This is a genomic window from Saccharopolyspora kobensis, assembly GCF_900108315.1.
Lineage (GTDB): Bacteria > Actinomycetota > Actinomycetes > Mycobacteriales > Pseudonocardiaceae > Saccharopolyspora > Saccharopolyspora kobensis.
Genome location: NZ_FNVB01000002.1, coordinates 1,560,745 through 1,577,118, shown reverse-complemented (window position 1 = coordinate 1,577,118; position 16,374 = coordinate 1,560,745). Strand labels below are relative to the sequence as shown.

Annotated in this window: 12 protein-coding genes; 5 read left to right on the top strand and 7 right to left on the bottom strand. The window is 72.7% G+C overall.

Translation table 11 applies throughout. The features are described from left to right. Positions 1-29 precede the first annotated feature (29 nt). Entirely contained in the window at positions 30-1,490 is a 1,461-nt protein-coding gene (locus C4T78_RS07160) for a benzaldehyde dehydrogenase (RefSeq protein WP_093356561.1), read from the top strand. Positions 1,491-1,727: 237 nt separating this feature from the next. Here the strand turns inward: C4T78_RS07160 and C4T78_RS07155 are convergent, their stop codons facing one another. The 3 genes from C4T78_RS07155 to C4T78_RS07145 all read right to left on the bottom strand — a co-directional run bounded on the left by C4T78_RS07155 (position 1,728) and on the right by C4T78_RS07145 (position 4,863). Further along, entirely contained in the window at positions 1,728-2,897 is a 1,170-nt protein-coding gene (locus C4T78_RS07155; protein WP_093356562.1) for a 4-hydroxybenzoate 3-monooxygenase, read from the bottom strand. Between the two features lie 142 nt (positions 2,898-3,039). After that, positions 3,040-3,837: an IclR family transcriptional regulator gene (locus C4T78_RS07150; RefSeq protein ID WP_093356564.1), complete on the bottom strand. Its 798-nt coding sequence runs from the start codon at positions 3,835-3,837 to the stop codon at positions 3,040-3,042. 150 nt (positions 3,838-3,987) lie between these two features. Then, positions 3,988-4,863, bottom strand: a complete 876-nt coding sequence (locus C4T78_RS07145) for a nuclease (RefSeq protein WP_093356565.1) — start codon at positions 4,861-4,863, stop codon at positions 3,988-3,990. A gap of 225 nt (positions 4,864-5,088) precedes the next feature. On the opposite strand from C4T78_RS07145, the gene C4T78_RS07140 reads away from it, so the two are divergent. Both C4T78_RS07140 and C4T78_RS07135 read left to right on the top strand, forming a co-directional pair. After that, positions 5,089-8,256: an arabinosyltransferase domain-containing protein gene (locus C4T78_RS07140; RefSeq protein WP_093356567.1), complete on the top strand. Its 3,168-nt coding sequence runs from the start codon at positions 5,089-5,091 to the stop codon at positions 8,254-8,256. 212 nt (positions 8,257-8,468) lie between these two features. Then, the gene (locus tag C4T78_RS07135; RefSeq protein WP_093356568.1) at positions 8,469-9,389 is read left to right on the top strand and encodes an AEC family transporter; all 921 of its coding nucleotides are present in this window, start codon (positions 8,469-8,471) and stop codon (positions 9,387-9,389) included. A 28-nt stretch (positions 9,390-9,417) separates the two neighbouring features. Here the strand turns inward: C4T78_RS07135 and C4T78_RS07130 are convergent, their stop codons facing one another. Together C4T78_RS07130 and cmtR are read right to left on the bottom strand one after the other, a co-directional pair. Beyond that, positions 9,418-10,107, bottom strand: coding sequence for a cation efflux transmembrane domain-containing protein (locus tag C4T78_RS07130; protein ID WP_374703861.1), 690 nt, complete (start codon positions 10,105-10,107; stop codon positions 9,418-9,420). After that, a complete protein-coding gene (cmtR, locus tag C4T78_RS07125; protein ID WP_093356569.1) occupies positions 10,104-10,457 on the bottom strand; it encodes a Cd(II)/Pb(II)-sensing metalloregulatory transcriptional regulator CmtR in 354 nt (117 codons plus the stop codon). Before cmtR ends, C4T78_RS07130 begins: the two co-directional genes overlap by 4 nt. 149 nt (positions 10,458-10,606) lie before the next feature. Between cmtR and C4T78_RS07120 the strand changes: the two genes are divergently transcribed. Both C4T78_RS07120 and C4T78_RS07115 read left to right on the top strand, forming a co-directional pair. After that, a complete protein-coding gene (locus C4T78_RS07120) occupies positions 10,607-11,638 on the top strand; it encodes a BMP family protein (RefSeq protein ID WP_218161685.1) in 1,032 nt (343 codons plus the stop codon). An 85-nt stretch (positions 11,639-11,723) separates the two neighbouring features. Continuing rightward, positions 11,724-13,058: a flavin monoamine oxidase family protein gene (locus C4T78_RS07115; RefSeq protein WP_093356571.1), complete on the top strand. Its 1,335-nt coding sequence runs from the start codon at positions 11,724-11,726 to the stop codon at positions 13,056-13,058. A gap of 74 nt (positions 13,059-13,132) precedes the next feature. On the opposite strand, the gene C4T78_RS07110 is transcribed toward C4T78_RS07115, so the two are convergent. Both C4T78_RS07110 and C4T78_RS07105 read right to left on the bottom strand, forming a co-directional pair. Then, positions 13,133-13,648 (bottom strand): lytic polysaccharide monooxygenase auxiliary activity family 9 protein, encoded by a 516-nt coding sequence (locus C4T78_RS07110; protein ID WP_093356572.1) that lies wholly within the window; start codon positions 13,646-13,648, stop codon positions 13,133-13,135. Positions 13,649-13,952: 304 nt separating this feature from the next. Next, entirely contained in the window at positions 13,953-16,241 is a 2,289-nt protein-coding gene (locus tag C4T78_RS07105) for a molybdopterin-dependent oxidoreductase (protein ID WP_093356573.1), read from the bottom strand. Between the last annotated feature and the right edge of the window lie 133 nt (positions 16,242-16,374).

Sequence of the window (16,374 nt, the reverse complement as noted above, 5' to 3'; positions counted from 1 at the left end):
TGAATCCCTCGCTGGAGAAAGGCCAACGCATGACGATCCTGGACACCGAACGCTGGGCCGAGCAGGTCTTCACCGGGCGCTGGCAACCGGCCAGCGGTACCCCTGCCGAGGTCGTCGAGCCCGCGACCGGGAAGCTGCTCGGCCACGTCGGCCGCGCGACCCCGGCGGACGTCGACCAGGCCTGCGCGAAGGCGGCCGCGGCGCAGCGGCTCTGGGAGGACACCCCGTTCGACGAGCGGGCGGCCGTGCTGCGGCGCGCCGGGCAGCTGTTCACCGACCACGCCGAGGAGGTCGTCGGCTGGCTGGTCCGCGAGGCCGGGTCGATCCGGCCGAAGGCCGAGATCGAGGCCCGCACCGCGGCCGACGAGTGCTTCGAGGCTTCCGGCCTGCCCTCGCACCCGGCCGGTTCGCTGCTGCCCGCGGCGGACGGGCGGCTCAGCTTCAGCAGGCGGGTCGCCGCCGGGGTGGTCGGGGTGATCGCGCCGTTCAACTTCCCGCTGATCCTGTCGATCCGCGCGGTCGCACCGGCGCTGGCGCTGGGCAACTCGGTGGTGCTCAAGCCCGACACCCGCACCGCGGTCTGCGGCGGGCTCGTGCTGGCCGCGATCTTCGAGGCGGCGGGGGTGCCCGAAGGCGTCTTCCAGGTGCTGCCCGGCGAAGCCGACGCGGGAGCCGCGCTGGTCGCCAACGAGCACACCCGCGTCATCGCCTTCACCGGCTCCACCGCGGCCGGCCGGAAGGTCGGCGAGGCCGCCGCCGCGCACCTCAAGCGCGCGCACCTGGAACTGGGCGGCAACAACGCGATCGTCGTGCTGCCGGACGCCGACATCGACGCCGCCGCCTCGGCGGGCGCGTGGGGATCCTTCCTGCACCAGGGGCAGATCTGCATGGCCGCGGGCAGGCACCTGGTGCACGAGTCCATCGCCGACGACTACGTCGCGGCGCTGGCCGAGAAGGCCCGCAACCTGCCGGTCGGCGACCCGAACACCGCGGACGTCGCGCTGGGCCCGATCATCGACGCCAAGCAGCGCGACGGCATCCACCGGCTGGTGACCGAGAGCGTCGCGGCCGGCGCGGAACTGGTCGCGGGCGGCGAGTACGACGGGCTGTTCTACCGGCCGACGGTGCTCGACCGCGTCCGACCGGACACTCCCGCGTTCCGCCAGGAGATCTTCGGCCCGGTCGCGCCGGTGCTGCGGTTCAGCGCGGTGGAGGAAGCCGTCGCGATCGCCCGCGACACCGAGTACGGCCTGTCGCTCAGCGTGCTCAGCGCGGATGCCATGCAGGCCTGGGAGGTCGCCAAGCAGATCCCGAGCGGCCTGGTGCACGTCAACGACCAGACCGTCGGCGACCACGCGCACATCCCGTTCGGCGGCGTGAAGGCCTCCGGCAACGGCGGACGCGTCGGGGGAGCGGAGGCGAACCTCGAAGCCTTCACCGAGACCCAGTGGGTCACCATCCAGGGACCCATCCAGCAGTACCCGTTCTGAGTCTGCGGTTTCCAGGCTCGTTTCGCGTGGCGGAACCTCGGACGCCGCCTGGACTGGGGCAGCCCGTTCTCGTGCATGACCAATACACGGCGAACGGGCTGTCCTCGCCAGGCGACGTCTGAGAACCCGCGGCGGTGCAAGCGCCGAGGGTGGGTTGTGCGCCTTCGGCGCATGCGGCCACGCGTCAGCCCGGTGCCCTCGGGTGTCGCGGCTGCGGTCGCCGAACCACGCAAGGGCTCAGTCGAAGGGCGTGCCGACGTAGTTCTCGGCGAGCAGCGTCCGGCCCGCTCGGGAGCGGGTGACCGTGTCGAGCTCGGCGAGCTGGCGGTGCAGGTCGAACCCGGTGGCCTCGGGCATGCGGTGCAGCATCGAGGTCATCCACCAGGAGAAGTGCTGCGCGCGCCAGATCCGGGGCAGCGCGGTCGCGGTGTAGGCGTCGAGCGCGGTGCGGTCGCTGTCGGCGAAGAACGCCGCCATGGCGCGGGAGAGCACGTGGACGTCGGCGATCGCGAGGTTCATGCCCTTGGCGCCGGTCGGCGGCACCGTGTGCGCCGCGTCGCCCGCCAGGAACAGCCGGCCGTACTGCATCGGCTCGCACACGAAGCTGCGGAAGTGCAGGACCGACTTGGAGAAGATCGGTCCCTCCTTGATCTCCGCGCCCGCCACCCGGGTGTGCAGCTCCGACCAGATCCGGTCGTCGGACCAGTCCTCGACGGTGTCGTTGGGATCGACCTGCAGGTAGTGCCGCTGGACCGTCGCCGAGCGGGTGCTGATCAGCGCGAAGCCGTTGCGGTGGTGGGCGTAGATCAGCTCCTCCGACGACGGCGGCGCCTCGGCCAGGATGCCGAACCAGGCGAACGGGTACTGGCGGAAGTGGTCCTGCCGCGGGTTCGGCGCCGGGATCAGGAAGCGGGTGGTGCTGCGCGATCCGTCGCAACCGGCCACCAGCGCGCAGTCCAGCTCCTGCTCGGCGCCGTCCTGGGTGAACCGGATCTTCGGGCGGTCACCGGTGATGTCCTCGACGCGCACGTCGGAGACGCCGAAGCGGATGTCGCCGCCGTCGGCCAGCCGCTGGGCGATCAGGTCCTTGAGCACCTCGTGCTGCGGGTAGATGGTCACGCCGCGGCCGCCGGTGAGGTCGGCGAAGTCGATCCGGTGGCCCCGGCCGCCGAAGCGCAGCTCGATCCCGCGGTGCACCATGCCGGTGCGCTTGACGCGCTCGCCGACGCCGGTCTCCACCATCAGGTCCACGGAGCTCTGCTCCAGCACGCCGGCCCGGATGGTGCCCTCGATCTCCTCGCGGGTCCGGGTGTCGAGCACGACCGACTCCACGCCGCGCTGGTGCAACAGGTGCGAGAGCATGAGCCCGGCTGGCCCTGCTCCGACGATCCCGACCTGGATCTGCATCGACCGATTCCCTCCTCGGACCTGCTGCCGGCGGTGCACTCCGATGTGACCGCCGCCGCAGCCTCACGGTCCACGATCGGTGCGGGGTCAGCGACGCGGAACGCCCCTTTCCGTTCACCGGAAGCCCGAGCGCGAGCGCCGGTCAGGACCGTTCGAGGTGGGCCGTTGGAGGCAGGGCTCGGGCCTTGGGGGAGCCGAGGGCTCTGGAGAGGCCTCGGGCCGCGGCCCGGACCGCTGGGACCAGGGCCATCGGGTCCGTGCGGTCGGCCGGGACCACGATGGACAGCGCGGCGATCACCTCGTCGGTGTCGTCGTGCACCGGGGCGGCCACCGACAGCGTCGACAGCTCGATCTGGCGGTCGCTGATCGCGAAGCCCTGCCTGCGCACGTCGGCGAGGGTCCGGCGCAGCTGCCGGGCGTCGGCGATGGTCCGCTCGGTGAACCGCTTCAGCGGCGCGCTCAGCACCGCCTCCTGCCGCCCGGGGTCGGCGTGCGCGAGCAGGACCAGGCCGACACCGGTGGCGTGCAGCGGGAGCCGGCCGCCGGGGCGCGACACCACCGGCACCGCCTCGCGGCCCGAGATGCGCTCGACGTAGACCACCTCGTCGCCGTCGCGCACCCCGAGCTGCACGTTCTGGCGGGTGGCCTCGTAGAGATCGCCGAGGAACGGCATCGCCACCTCGCGAAGGAGCGTGCCGCGCGGCGTCAGCCCCGCCAGCTCGTAGATCCGCAGCCCGATCCGGTAGCTGCCGTCGGCGGCGCGTTCCAGCGCGCCCCAGCCGGCGAGCTCGCCGACCAGTCGGTGCGTGGTGGTCAGCGCCAGGCCGCTGTGCCTGCTGATCGCCGACAGCGTCAGCGACGGCCGCTCCGGGGAGAAGGCCTCCAGGATCCGGAACAGCCGGGACGCCACCGTCGGTGCGGCCGCATCGCGGTCGGCCATGACACCCCCTCGCTCCCTCGACCGGACCATCTCACCACGTCGCGGCCGGGTACCGCGGGGACGGTCAGGCCCCGTCCTGAAACGCGGGAGGCGTTCAGCCCACCCTCGGCGCTTGCACCGCCACGCGAGGTGAGTGCGGTGAGCGAGGAGTCAGGCTTCGGTGAACACGATTCGCTCGGGCTCGACGGTCAGGCGGAGGGTCTGGCGGCGGACCTCCACCAGCGTCTCCAGCTCGGTGGCGTGGCCGGTGGGCACGGTGAACAGGCGGTCGTCGCGGGTGTCGAGGTAGCGCGAGAAGCCGCTCAGCGACACCCCGCCGGACTCCTCCAGCTCCAGGTAGTCGACCAGTCGGCGGAACAGCTTGGGCAGCAGCACCACTTCCTCGCGCAGCTGCTCGCGGGAACGCAACCGCAGCCCTTCGAGCGTGGTGTCCTCGGCCCACACGCCGCGGCGGGCCTCGCGCGCGGCCACCGCGACCTCGGCCATCGTCTCGCGCAGGTCGACGAAGAGCTTCGAGTAGAACGTCGGGTAGACCAGCCCGGCTTCGAGCAGCGCGTGGTTGGCCGAGTTCGGCAGGCCGTCGGGATCGAGGCGGACGTCGGCGCCGTCGGTGGAGCGGCCGGGTCGCTGGCCGGGGAAGGCGAACGCGACGGCGCGGCCGTAGGTGTCGGCGAACCGGGTGAGGATGTGGCCGGAGACCTCCTCCGGCGTGCTGGCGGTGACCCTCCCGTCGTCGTCGCGTTCGACGCTGGTGAACCCGAGGTGCTGCAGCAGCGCCGAGCTCGCCGCGTCGGCGAGCTCCGCCGGCTGGTGCCAGAGCTCGCTGCCGCGCGCCTGCGGCCGGTAGTGGGTCTCCAGGGCGTCGATGCCCTCTAATCGGAGCTGGACGCCACCGCGGGCGTTCAGCCGCACGGACAGGCCGGCCTTGCGGAAGGTGTCCGGGTCGGTGGGGTAGAAGCGGACCGAATCGCCGTCGGGTGAACTGCCGGTGATCCGGAAGGCGCCCTTGATCAACGTGAAGGTCATGTCGCTGACGCTAGTGACGCCGGTGCCACGATCGGCTGATCTCGGGCGGAAACCCCACGGGTGCGGCAGAGATCCGGCTCACAGTCCCGGCGTCACCCGGTCGCGCGACGTGCGCGTTCGGCCGCGTGGAGTGACGTCTCCTGCTCCGGTTGTCGGTCGGCGCGCGCCCCTCTCTAAGCTCAGTGGGATTTGGCTTCTTGTCGGCAGGGATGGGGTGGCGGTCGCGTGGGTCAGCGATCGGGGGAGAGCACGCGTCGCGATCCCGCGCCGAGAGCGGCCCGGCGCTGGGCCGTGGTGCTCGGCCTGCTGTCGGTGCTCGCCGCGCTGGCGGTCCCGCTCCTGCCGGTGCAGCACGACGTCACCACGCTGAAGTGGCCGACCGCGCACGGCACCGCTCCGGTGTCGGCCCCGCTGGTCACCCACGCGCCGCTGTGGCTCACCGCGGAGGTCCCGTGCGCGGCCGCGCGCGGCCTGGACGCGCGCAGCAACCGGCCCGCCGTGCTGGTCGCGACGAATCCGCCGTCGTCGAAGTACGGCGGCGTGACGGGCCTGAGCCTGCAGGTCGACGACGGCGAGCTCACGCTGTGGTCGCGCGGGAAGCGGATCGGTTCCACCGCGCTGCCCGGCGGTGACTGCGCGATCTCGGTGCGCGCCGACGAGTCCGGCACCAGGGCCGATGTCGGCGGTGTTCAGCTGGCCTCGGTCGATGGTGATCGGCGGCCGCAGCTGACCGGGATCTTCTCGCAGCTGGACGCCGCGGCCGACGACGTGCGCGGTCTGTCGTTCGAGGCCCGGGTGGACGACCGGTTCGCCAGCTCGCCGACACCGCTGAAGACCGCCGCGATGGTGCTGGCCGTGGCCGCGTTCGCCGGTTCGGTGCTGGCGCTGAGCAGGCTGGAGGTGCGGCGGGCGCCGCGGCTGCTGCAACCGGGCTGGTGGCGGCTGAAGTTCCGGGACGTCGTGGTCGTCGGCGCGCTCGGCGTGTGGTGGCTGATCGGCGCGATGACGGCCGACGACGGCTACATCCTGACCATGCTGCGGGCCGCGCAGGACGCCGGGTACGTCACCAACTACTTCCGCTGGTTCGCCAACCCGGAATCGCCGTTCGGCTGGTTCTACGAGTTCTACGCGCTGTGGGTGCAGGTCTCACCGGCCACGCCGTGGGTGCGCCTGCCCGCGCTGTTCCTCGGTGTGCTCAGCTGGCTGCTGATCAGCCGCGGGGTGCTGCCGCGGCTGGGGCAGCAGGTGCGGCGCAGCGAGTCCGCGGGCTGGGCCGCGGCGGCGGTGTTCCTGGCGTTCTGGCTGCCCTACAACAACGGCCTGCGGCCGGAGCCGGTGGTCGTGGCGTTCTTCCTGCTGGCGCTGTGCGCGGTGGAGCGCGCGGTGGCGACCCGGCGGTTGACCCCGGCCGCGCTCGGGCTGGTGGCCGCGGCGCTGGGCGTGGGCGCCAACCCGCACGGCATGGTCGCGGTGCTGCCGTTCGTGGTGGCCGCCAAGCCGTTGCTGCGGCTGCTCTGGCAGCGGGTGCGCGAGCGCGGGTTGCTGCCGGTGCTGGCGCCGATCGCCGCCTCCGGCCTGGTGATCCTGGTCGGGGTGTTCTTCGACCAGACGCTGCAGTCGGTGCTGGATTCGGTGGCGCTGAAGACGAAGTTCGGGCCGAACGAGGCCTGGTACCAGGAGCTCGCCCGCTACGACAAGCTGTTCGGGCGGTGGCCGGACGGGTCGCTGACCCGCCGCTTCCCGGTGCTGCTGGTGGTGCTGTGCGTGCTGGCCTGCGGCGTGGTGCTGCTGCGCCGCGGCCGGATCCGCGGCGCAGCGCTCGGGCCGAGCCGCAGGCTGCTCGCGGTGGCCGCGCTGTGCTTCGTGGTGCTCGCCGCCACTCCGACCAAGCACACCCACCACTTCGGCGTCCTCGCCGGTGCGGGTGCGGTGGTCGCCGCGCTGACCGCGCTGGCGACCAGCGCGGCGGTGCTGCGCTCGCGCCGCAACCGCGCGGCGTTCTTCGCCGGGCTGATGGTCGTGTGCGCGTTCTCGGTCACCGGGACCAACTCGTGGTGGTACGTCTCGGGCTGGGGCGTGCCGTGGTTCGACCGCGCGCCCAGCCTGGACGGGCGGAGCGCGAGCACCTACTTCCTGATCGCCGCCGCGATAGCCGGTGTCGTCGCGATCGTCGAGCACCTGCGCCACGACGAGCCGCCGGTGAGCACCGCGGCCGCGCGACGCCGGGTCCTGCGGCTGGGGGCGGCTCCGCTGACGATCACCTGCGCCGTGCTGCTCATCGGCGAGGTGGTGCTGTTCGGGGTTGGCATCGACAAGCAGCGCGGCGGCTACAGCCTCGGCGCGGACAACGTCAAGCAGCTGGCCGGGCAGAGCTGCGGGCTGTCCGACTACGTCGAGATTGAGACCGATCCGCGGCGCGGCGTGCTCCGGGCGGCCGAGGACCAGCCGCGCAGCGCGCTGAACCGCCTCACCGGAACGACGGAGGGCGCCGACTACCTGGCGCCCACGTCGCGGGGCTTCCACCGGTTCGGCCACCCGCGCACCGAGCACTGGACTCCACCGTTCGGGTTCGGCGGCGACGACGCACCGGTGTGGGGCAGCTACGACCGCGACGCCACCGGCACCGGCGAGATGCGCACGCCCTGGTACGACCTGCCGCCGCGGGCCACCTCCGGTGAGGCGCCGGTGGTGCTGCAGTTCGCCGGGTCGGCGACCGGCGCGAACTCGCTGCGAGTCGAGCTGGGCCGCGACACCCCGGAGGGCTTCGAGATCGTCGCGGAGCGCGAGCTGGCGCAGAACAGCCGCGCCTGGCAGGACCTGCGGTTCACTGTGGACGGTGCCACCAAGCTGCGGGTGCTGGCCGCCGACCAGAAGGTCGACGAGGGCGGCTGGATGTCGTTCAGCGCGCCGCGGGTCCCGCAGCTGACCACCATGACCGAGGTGGCGGGCGACGAGCCGACGTTCGTCGAGTGGACCGCCGCGCTGGTGCACCCGTGCCTGAACCTCGCGAGCCTGCACGGCGGGATCGTGGAGCTGCCGCGGTTCCGGGTGGCCGGCGGCGGGATGCTGCGCGACATGGGGCAGAACTGGTCGGGCTCCTCCGGCGGCGGACCGTTCGGCTGGCTCAACGTGGCGGCCAGCGTGCGGGTGATGCCGAGCTACCTCAAGGGCGATCTGCACCGGGACTGGGGCGCGTTCTACGTGGTGGACCCGTTCCAGCCCGACGCCCTGCCCGCCGCGACTGCGACGGAGGTCCACCGGGAAACGCACTGGGGCACGTGGAGCCCGGGCGCGCTGCCGAAGGCGGTCCGGCTGCCGGGCGGCCCGCCCAGCTCCGACGGCCGCACCGACCTGCTCCCGCTGGAATCCGCCGAGACCGACGGCAAGAGCTGACCGGCTGTGAGCATCGCCATGCTCTGGGTGCGGCGCTGATCGCTTAGGATCGCTAAGCGTATGGGCCGTGCCGGGGCGTTCGCCGGGCGGCGCGGCCCGTGCCGGCGAAACTCATTAGCACGGAAGAAAAGAATGCTCCGCTCCCGAGGGGGAAGCCGACCGGCCTCCACTGTCCTCAGAGGACGCTGCGGAGCCGGATACCGGGAGGTTCCGTGTCCGGCGTGATCCAGGGCTTCGGCGTCATCGCCGCCATCGTGGCGATCGGCTACCTGCTCGGCCGCACCGGAGCACTGGGCGCGAGCGGGCGCGAGGCGCTGACCAAGCTGTCGTTCTACGTCGGCACGCCGGCGCTGCTGCTGAAGATGCTCTCCGAGTCCGACGTCGCGGTGATCTTCTCGATCCCGCTGCTGGTCACGGCGCTGAGCACGTTCGCCGCGGCCGCGCTGTTCGTGCTGGTCGGCGTGCTGCGCAAGTGGAACATCCGGCGCACCACGATCGGCGCGCTGTGCTCCAGCTACGTCAACGCGGGCAACCTCGGCATCCCGATCGCGGTGTACGTGCTCGGCGACGCGACCCTGGTGGCGCCGGTGATGCTGTTCCAGCTGCTGGTCATGACGCCCATCGGGCTGACCGTCATCGACTACGCGCAGGCGGGCGAGCGCAGCTCGGTGTGGACGCGGTTGCTCGCGCCGTTCCGCAACCCGATCGTCATCTGCTCGCTGGTCGGCGTCGGCCTCTCGCTGACCGGTTTGCGGATCCCGGCCCCGGTCATGGAGCCGATCACGCTGCTGGGCCACCTGTCGGTGCCCACCGTCCTGCTGGCCTTCGGCATCTCGCTGCACGGCAGCAAGCTCCCGGCGGGAGGCGCCGAGCGGGGGCCGGTGCTGCTGTCGGTCGCGGTGAAGTCGGTGGTGCACCCGGTGATCGCCTGGTCGATCGGCGCGGGCCTGTTCGGCCTCGAGGGCGCGCCGCTGCTCGCGGCGGTGGTGATCTCGGCGCTGCCCGCGGCGCAGAACCTCTTCGTCTACGCCTCCCACTACAACGTGGGAGTCCGCCTGGCCCGCGAATCGATCCTGCTCTCCACGATCCTCTCGGTGCCGGTCCTCTTCACGGTCACGGCCCTGCTCGGCTGACGCCGGCCGAGCGGGAGACTTCGCCGCGTCAGCAGCAGTGCTCGCCGCGCCAGGCCTCGCGACCTTCCTTGACCGCCACCGCGGCGATGACCAGGGCGACGACCGGATCGGCCCACGACCAGCCGAACGCGCTGTTGAGCAGCAAGCCGACCAGCAGGACGCCGGAGAGGTACGTGCAGAGCAAGGTCTGCTTGGAGTCGGCGACCGCGCTCGCCGAGCCGAGCTCCCGCCCGGTCCGGCGCTGCGCGCAGGACAGCCCCGGCATGATCACCAGCGACAACGCGGCGAGGACGATGCCGACCGTCGAGTGATCGGCGGATTCGGCCCCGAGCAGCGAACGGGCCGACTCGACGGTGACGTAGGCGGCCAGCGCGAAGAACGACACCGCGATGACCTTGAGGGCGGTCCGCTCGCGGGCCTCGGGATCGGCGCCGGAGAACTGCCAGGCGACCGCGGCCGCCGAGGCCACCTCGATCACGGAGTCGAGCCCGAAGCCGATCAGCGCGGTCGAGGACGCGACCGATCCCGCCGCGATCGCGACGACCGCTTCGATGACGTTGTAGGTGATCGTGGCGGCGACCAGCAGGCGAACGCGTCGTGTGAGCACCGCCCGGCGCTCCGGGCTCGCGGTGTTCGCCGGATTCGCGCCGCGGCAGTCGTCGGTGCGGTCGCCCTGCCGTCCGGGGCCGGGCGGCTGCGGTTCGCGGATCTCGCTCACCGGCTCGCCTTCGCCGGTGTTGCACCGGGCTCGGCCTCGTCCGGGCAGGGCTCGGAGGTGTCGACGGCGAGCACGACCTGCACCAGCTCGCGCAGCGCTCGGGCCAAGTGGTCGTCGGCCAGGGCGTACCGGACCTGCCGCCCCTGGTAGGTGGCGACGACCAGGCCGCAGCCGCGCAGGCAGGCCAGGTGGTTGGACACGTTGGATCGGGAGAGCCCGAGCTGCTCGGCGAGCTGCCCGGGGTAGTCGTTGCCGTCGAGCAGGGCGACCAGGATCCGGCAGCGGGTCGGGTCGGCCAGTGCTCTGCCCAGCCGGGCCAATGCGTCTTCCCGCGACTCACGCTTCAGCACGGGGAGAACAGTACAGCAGTCGCTGACATGACGTGCGGGCTGCGGTCGGGCTGCTTCCCGCAGGGCGGGAAGGTCTTTGCTTTCACCGCCCGGTGGCGCATTTTGGTATACCGACGCACTTGTTCGTGATCCGGAAGAGGCGGGTGGGCATGCGGTTGGTTCCGAAGGCGCTGGTGGGGGCGGTGGCTGCGGCGGGGATCTTCGCGGTGGGAGCGTGCGCAGCGCCCGCGACCACCGAGAACGCCCCGCAACAGCCGACCGGGATCCGGGTGGGACTGCTGCTCGCCGGGCCGCGCCACGACGGCGGGTTCATGGAGGCGGGCTACCACGGAGCCAAGCGGGCGGAGCAGCAGTTCGGCGCCCAGCTCGCGGTGGTCGACCAAGTGGCGCCGAAGCAACCCGAGCTGGAACGGGCGCTGCGGGAGCTGGCGGGTCGCGGGGTCGACCTGGTCGTGGCGCAGGGCGGGCAGAACAACGCCGCCGCGGAGGTGGTGGCCGCCGAGTTCCCGCGCACCACGTTCGTGGTGACCCAGTCCGACGTCACCGGCCCCAACCTGGCCAGCTACGAGGTGCTGCAGGAGCAGTCCGCCTGGCTCGCCGGTGCCGCTGCCGGGCTGCTGACCGAGTCCGGCGTGGTCGGCCACATGTCCGGGATCCGCCCGGTACCGGGGCTGAAGGGCCGTGCGGCGTTCGTGGCCGGCGTCGCGCACACCAATCCGGGCGCCCGGGTGCTGACGAACTTCTCCGGCGATCAGGACGACGTCGAGCTAGCCCGGCGCGTGGCCACCGCGGAACTCGACGCGGGCGCGGACCTGATCTTCACCATGCTCAACGCCGGACGCCCCGGTGTCGCCGAGGCGATCCGGGCCGCCGGGAAGGGCCGCCAGTTCGGCAACGTCCGCGACTTCACCGCCGAGGATCCCGCTGTTTTCGCCGGTTCGGCCATCGCCGACTCGGGTGTGGCGGTCTTCCGCGCCGTCGAGGACTTCGCGAACGGCCGGCTGCGCGGCGGCGAGAACGTCCGAATCGGACTGGAAACCCCCGACGCCGTCCGCCTCACCCTCGCCTCGGACGTCCCCGAGCACGTGCGCACCGAGCTCGACGCGTTGCGCGAGCGGATCGTCAACGGCGAGATCGAGGTGCGCACGACCTACACCGGACCGGAGTTCCCGAACCCGTGAGCGCGGCATCCCGCCACGAGTTGCCCGGGCAGGTCGGCGTGCCGACACTCGTCGCGGTGACCTTCGGCGATCGGGTGGTGGCGGGATGCCTCGGTACGGGTACTACGACGCGGTCGTCGTCGGAGCGGGTTTCGCCGGGCTCAGCGCCGCGCACGAACTGGTGCGCGCCGGGCTCTCCACCCGGGTGCTGGAGGCGCGCCCGCGCGTCGGCGGCCGCGTGCTGACCCGGTACCTGCCGGACGGCACGCAGCTCGACCTCGGCGGGCAGTGGATCGGGCCGACCCAGCTCAACATCACCGAGCTCGTGCACCGCTACGGCATCGAGACCTACCCGACGCCCGGCGAGGGCGCGATGATCGTCGACTACGGCGGCGAGCGGCTCACCGGCTCCCCACCGGAGATCGCCGAACTCCTCGCCGAGATCGACGCCATGGCGCGGCAGGTCCCGGTGGCCGAGCCGTGGAACGCGCCCAGGGCGGCGGAATGGGACCGCCGCACCTTCGCCTCCTGGCTCGCCGACCGGGGCTGCTCGCAGGTGGCGGCCAGGTTCCTGGACCGGGTGATCTCCGGCGGGCTGCTCGCGGGCAGCGCCAGCGAGACCTCGGTGCTGGAGACGCTGTTCTACATCGCCAGCGCGGGCGGCGTGGAACCGCTGCTCGGCTACGAGGGAGCCGCGCAGGACACGCGGATCGTGGGCGGTGCGCAGGAGATCGCCAACCGGATGGCGGCCGATCTGCCCGCGGGCACCGTGCACCTCAGCGATCCGGTCCTGCGCATCGAGCACGACGGGTCGGGCGTGCGGCTGGTCACCCGGCTCGGCGAGCAGTGGGCCTCGCGGGTGATCATCGCGGTGCCACCGATGCTCGCCGGGCGCATCCAGTACGACCCACCGCTGCCGGGACTGCGCGAGGGTGCGTTCCAGCGGATGCCCGCCGGGACCGCGTTGAAGGTGCACGCCGTCTACCCGGAGCCGTTCTGGCGGGCGGATGGCTTCTCCGGCGTCGCGCGGTCCACCTCCGGTGTGCTCACCGAAACCGTGGACAACACGCCGCCGAACTCGCCACGGGCCGTGCTGACCGCCTTCGCCTACGGCGAGGAGGCGATCCTGCTGCGCCGTCGCGATGCGGCCGAGCGGCGGCGGATCGTGCTGGCGCAGCTCGGCGAGCTGTTCGGCCAGCGGGCGCTGGAGCCCGACGAGCTCGTCGAGTTCGACTGGCTGGCCGAGGAGTGGACCAGGGGCTGCTTCTCCGGGCACTTCATCCCCGGCGGCTGGACCTCGTTCGGCGCGGTGCTGCGCGCACCGGTCGGGACGCTGCACTGGGCCTGCACCGAAACGGCGGTGCGGTGGAACGGGTACTTCGACGGAGCGGTGGAGTCCGGCCGCCGCGCGGCGGACGAGGTCCGCGCGGTCCTGACGTGAAGATCCCGCGGGATCCGGCTGGCGCGGCCGGAACCCGCGGGAGTCCCCGCGTACCGGGCAGGGCCCGGCGCGACTCAGCTGACGTCGAGGTCGACGCAGGCGTAGAACGCGTTGCCGGTGTCGGCGATGTTCCACACCGCCAGCAGCTTCTGCTTGCCGCTGACGCCACCGAGGTTGACGTTGTGCGACAACGAGTTCGGCGGGCGCTTGCCGCCGTCGTCGAAGACCGCGACGCGGTTGCCGCCGATGAAGTACTCCCACGTGGTGGTGGCGTGCGGCGCGGTGAGCGTCCAGTGGAAGTTCACTGAGTTGCCGACCTTCGTGGCCTGCCACCCCTTGCTGTCGTCGTCCAGGTCGGAGAAGCGGCTGTTGCCGCCGCTGCAGCTGGTCAGGCCCTTGGGGCCTTCGACGCTCTGCGGCTCCCACTTGATCTGACCGCAGGACACGGTGCCGCGGGCGCACTGCGCCTGCCGGCTCGCCGGCGTGTCGATGTAGCCGTGCGCGCTGGCGGTCGAGGTGGGGATGGCCACCAGGAAGGGCGCGATCGCCGCGCCGATCGCCGCCGCGGCGAACTTGCGCTTCGAGTTCATATCGACTCCCTTGTCGATCCGGCCGGGCCGTTCCCGGTCGGGCGGGCCCCCCGTGCTGGCGGTCGGCGAACTGCGGGATTCGCCTTGGTAGGGGAGAGCAACGGCGTGGTCGACGACCGCCGGCCGACCTGCCGCCCCGAGGATTCGGTGTGGTCTGGACCATAATGATCTGGTTGGAATCCGGTCAAGATTCCTGAAACGAGCTCACCGCAAAGGACCAGGACCACTCCGCGAACTGGTCCCCGCAAAACCGCTGCGGCGGAGCGGAAATCGCGCGGCGGGCGGGCAAATCGCGCCGCTGGGCTCAGGAATCGGCCAGCGGCGGCGGCGTGCTGCAGCGCAGCGCCGGAACCGGGCCGAGGTGGCGCTCGACCTCGACGTGCGCGTGCTGGCCGGCGCAGCCCTGGGACAGCCGGGACGACGGCACATCCGCGGTCAGCACGTTGGGATTGCCGTGCGCGCAGAGGGTTTCGCCGGGGCGCGCCGGGTCGGGCTGCGGGTCGAACCACGCCCCGGTGGGCAGCACGACCACGCCCGGCCGGACGTCCTCGCTCACGCGGGCTCCGGCCAGGCAGGCGCCGAGGTGGTTGAACACCCGGACCACGTCGCCGTCGGAGATCTCCCGCGCGGCGGCGTCCTGCGGGTGGATGCGGATCGGCTCCCGCCCCGCGACCTTGGCGCGCTGGCTGAGCTCGCCCACGTCGCCCTGGCCGTGCAGCCGCGTCGGCGGCTGGTTGGCGATCAGGTGCAGCGGGCCGCCGCGCCGCTGCCGCGCGGGCAACCACACCGGGTGGCCGGGGCAGTCGGGGTAGCCGAAGGAGTCGATCGTCGCGGAGAACAGCTCGATCCGGCCGCTGGGCGTGGGCAGCGGGTACCGCTGCGGGTCGGAGCGCAGCGCCGCGAGCGGCGCGCGGTGCCGGACATCCGGCATCCGCAGATCTCCGGCTGCCCAGAACTCGGCGAACGGCGGGACGTCGTGGCCCTGCGCCACCAGCCCCGCGCGCCACTGCTCGTAGAGGTGCACCAGCCACTCGCGGGGCGAGCGGCCCTCGGTGAACTCCTGGTGGGTGCCCAGCCGCTGGGCGAGCCCGGCCAGGACGGCGTAGTCGTCGCGGGCCTCGCCGACCGGGTCGAGCACCTGGTGCATCGCGATCAGGTGGCTGTCGCGGCGCCCGGCGCCGACGTCCTCGCGCTCCAGCGCCGTGGTCGCCGGGAACACCACGTCGGCGTGCCGGGCGGTGGCCGTCCAGTGCGTCTCGTGCACGACGACGGTGTCCGGGCGGCCGAACGCCCGGCGCAGCCGGTTCAGGTCCTGGTGGTGGTGGAACGGGTTCCCGCCGGCCCAGTGCACCAGCCGGATGTCCGGGTAGGTCAGGCGCCGGCCGTCGTAGTCGTACTGCTGTCCCGGGTTGAGCAGCAGGTCGGCGATGCGGGCCACCGGGATGAACGTTTGCACCGGATTGTGCCCCAGCGGCAGCGCGGGCGGCCGCACTGCGGGCGCGTCGTCGCCGACGTCGGCCATCGACCCGTAGCCGTGACCGAACCCGCCGCCGGGCAGCCCGATCTGGCCGAGCATCGCGGCCAGCGCGAGCCCCGCCCACACCGGCTGCTCGCCGTGCTCGGTGCGCTGCAACGACCACGAGACGGTGATCAGCGTGCGCCCGGCGGCCATCCGCTCGGCCAGGGCCCTGATGGCCGCGGCGTCGATCCCGCAGATCCCGGCCGCCCACTCGGCGGACTTCGCGATCCCGTCCGCATCGCCGAGCAGGTAGCGGGTGAACACCTCGGAACCGGTGCAGCAGCGGTCCAGGAAGCCCTGGTCGTGTCGGCCGGTGGTGAGCAGGGTGTGCGCCAGCCCGAGCTGGAGGGCGACGTCGGTGCCGGGCGCGATCGGCCACCAGTCCGCGCCGGGGCCGGCCGGGACGTCGTCGGCGAGCGGGCTGATCGCCACCAGGTCGGTGCCCAGGTCGCGCAGCGCGGCGGAACCGGTGTGGCGGGTGATGCCGCCGGAGGCGATCGAGAGGTTCTTGCCGGGCAGCCCGCCGAAGGCCACCACGAGGTCGGTGTGCTCCCGGATCGTCGCCCAGCTGTCGGCGTGCTGCAGCAGCGCGTCGGTGCTGCCGATCACGTGCGGCAGCAGCACCTGGGAGGTGCCGAAGCTGTAGTTGTTGCGCGAGGCGGTGTAGCCGCCGATGGTGTTGTGGAACCGGTGCAGCTGGCTCTGCGCGTGGTGGAACCGCCCGGCGCTGGCCCAGCCGTAGGAGCCGCCGAAGATCGCCTCGTTGCCGTGCTCGCGCCGGGTGCGCTCCAGCTGCTCGGCGACGAGGTCCAGTGCGGTGTCCCAGCCGACCTCCACGAACTCCTCGTGGCCGCGAGCACTGGTCGGGCCGGGGCCGCCGGTGAGCCAGCCGCGGCGGATCGCGGGCCGCCGGACGCGGGTGCGGTGCCGGACGGTGCTCGCCAGGTTGCCCAGCAGCGGTGACGGCGCGGGATCGGCGGGGTGCGGCTGGACGCGGAGGGTGCCGTCGGCATCGGTGGTGGCGCGGAAGGCACCCCAGTGGGTGCTGCTCGGCCGCCAGTGCTCGGTGCTCATGCGTCCCTCCTGCCCCGGGGCGGTGCGACGGACCGCCCTCCGCACGATAGTCCCCGGTCCGGCCGTCTCGGAACGGGCCGGGACCGACGCCGCCCGCTCGATGGACAGCGGTACGCGCCGGAGCTGCCGGTTG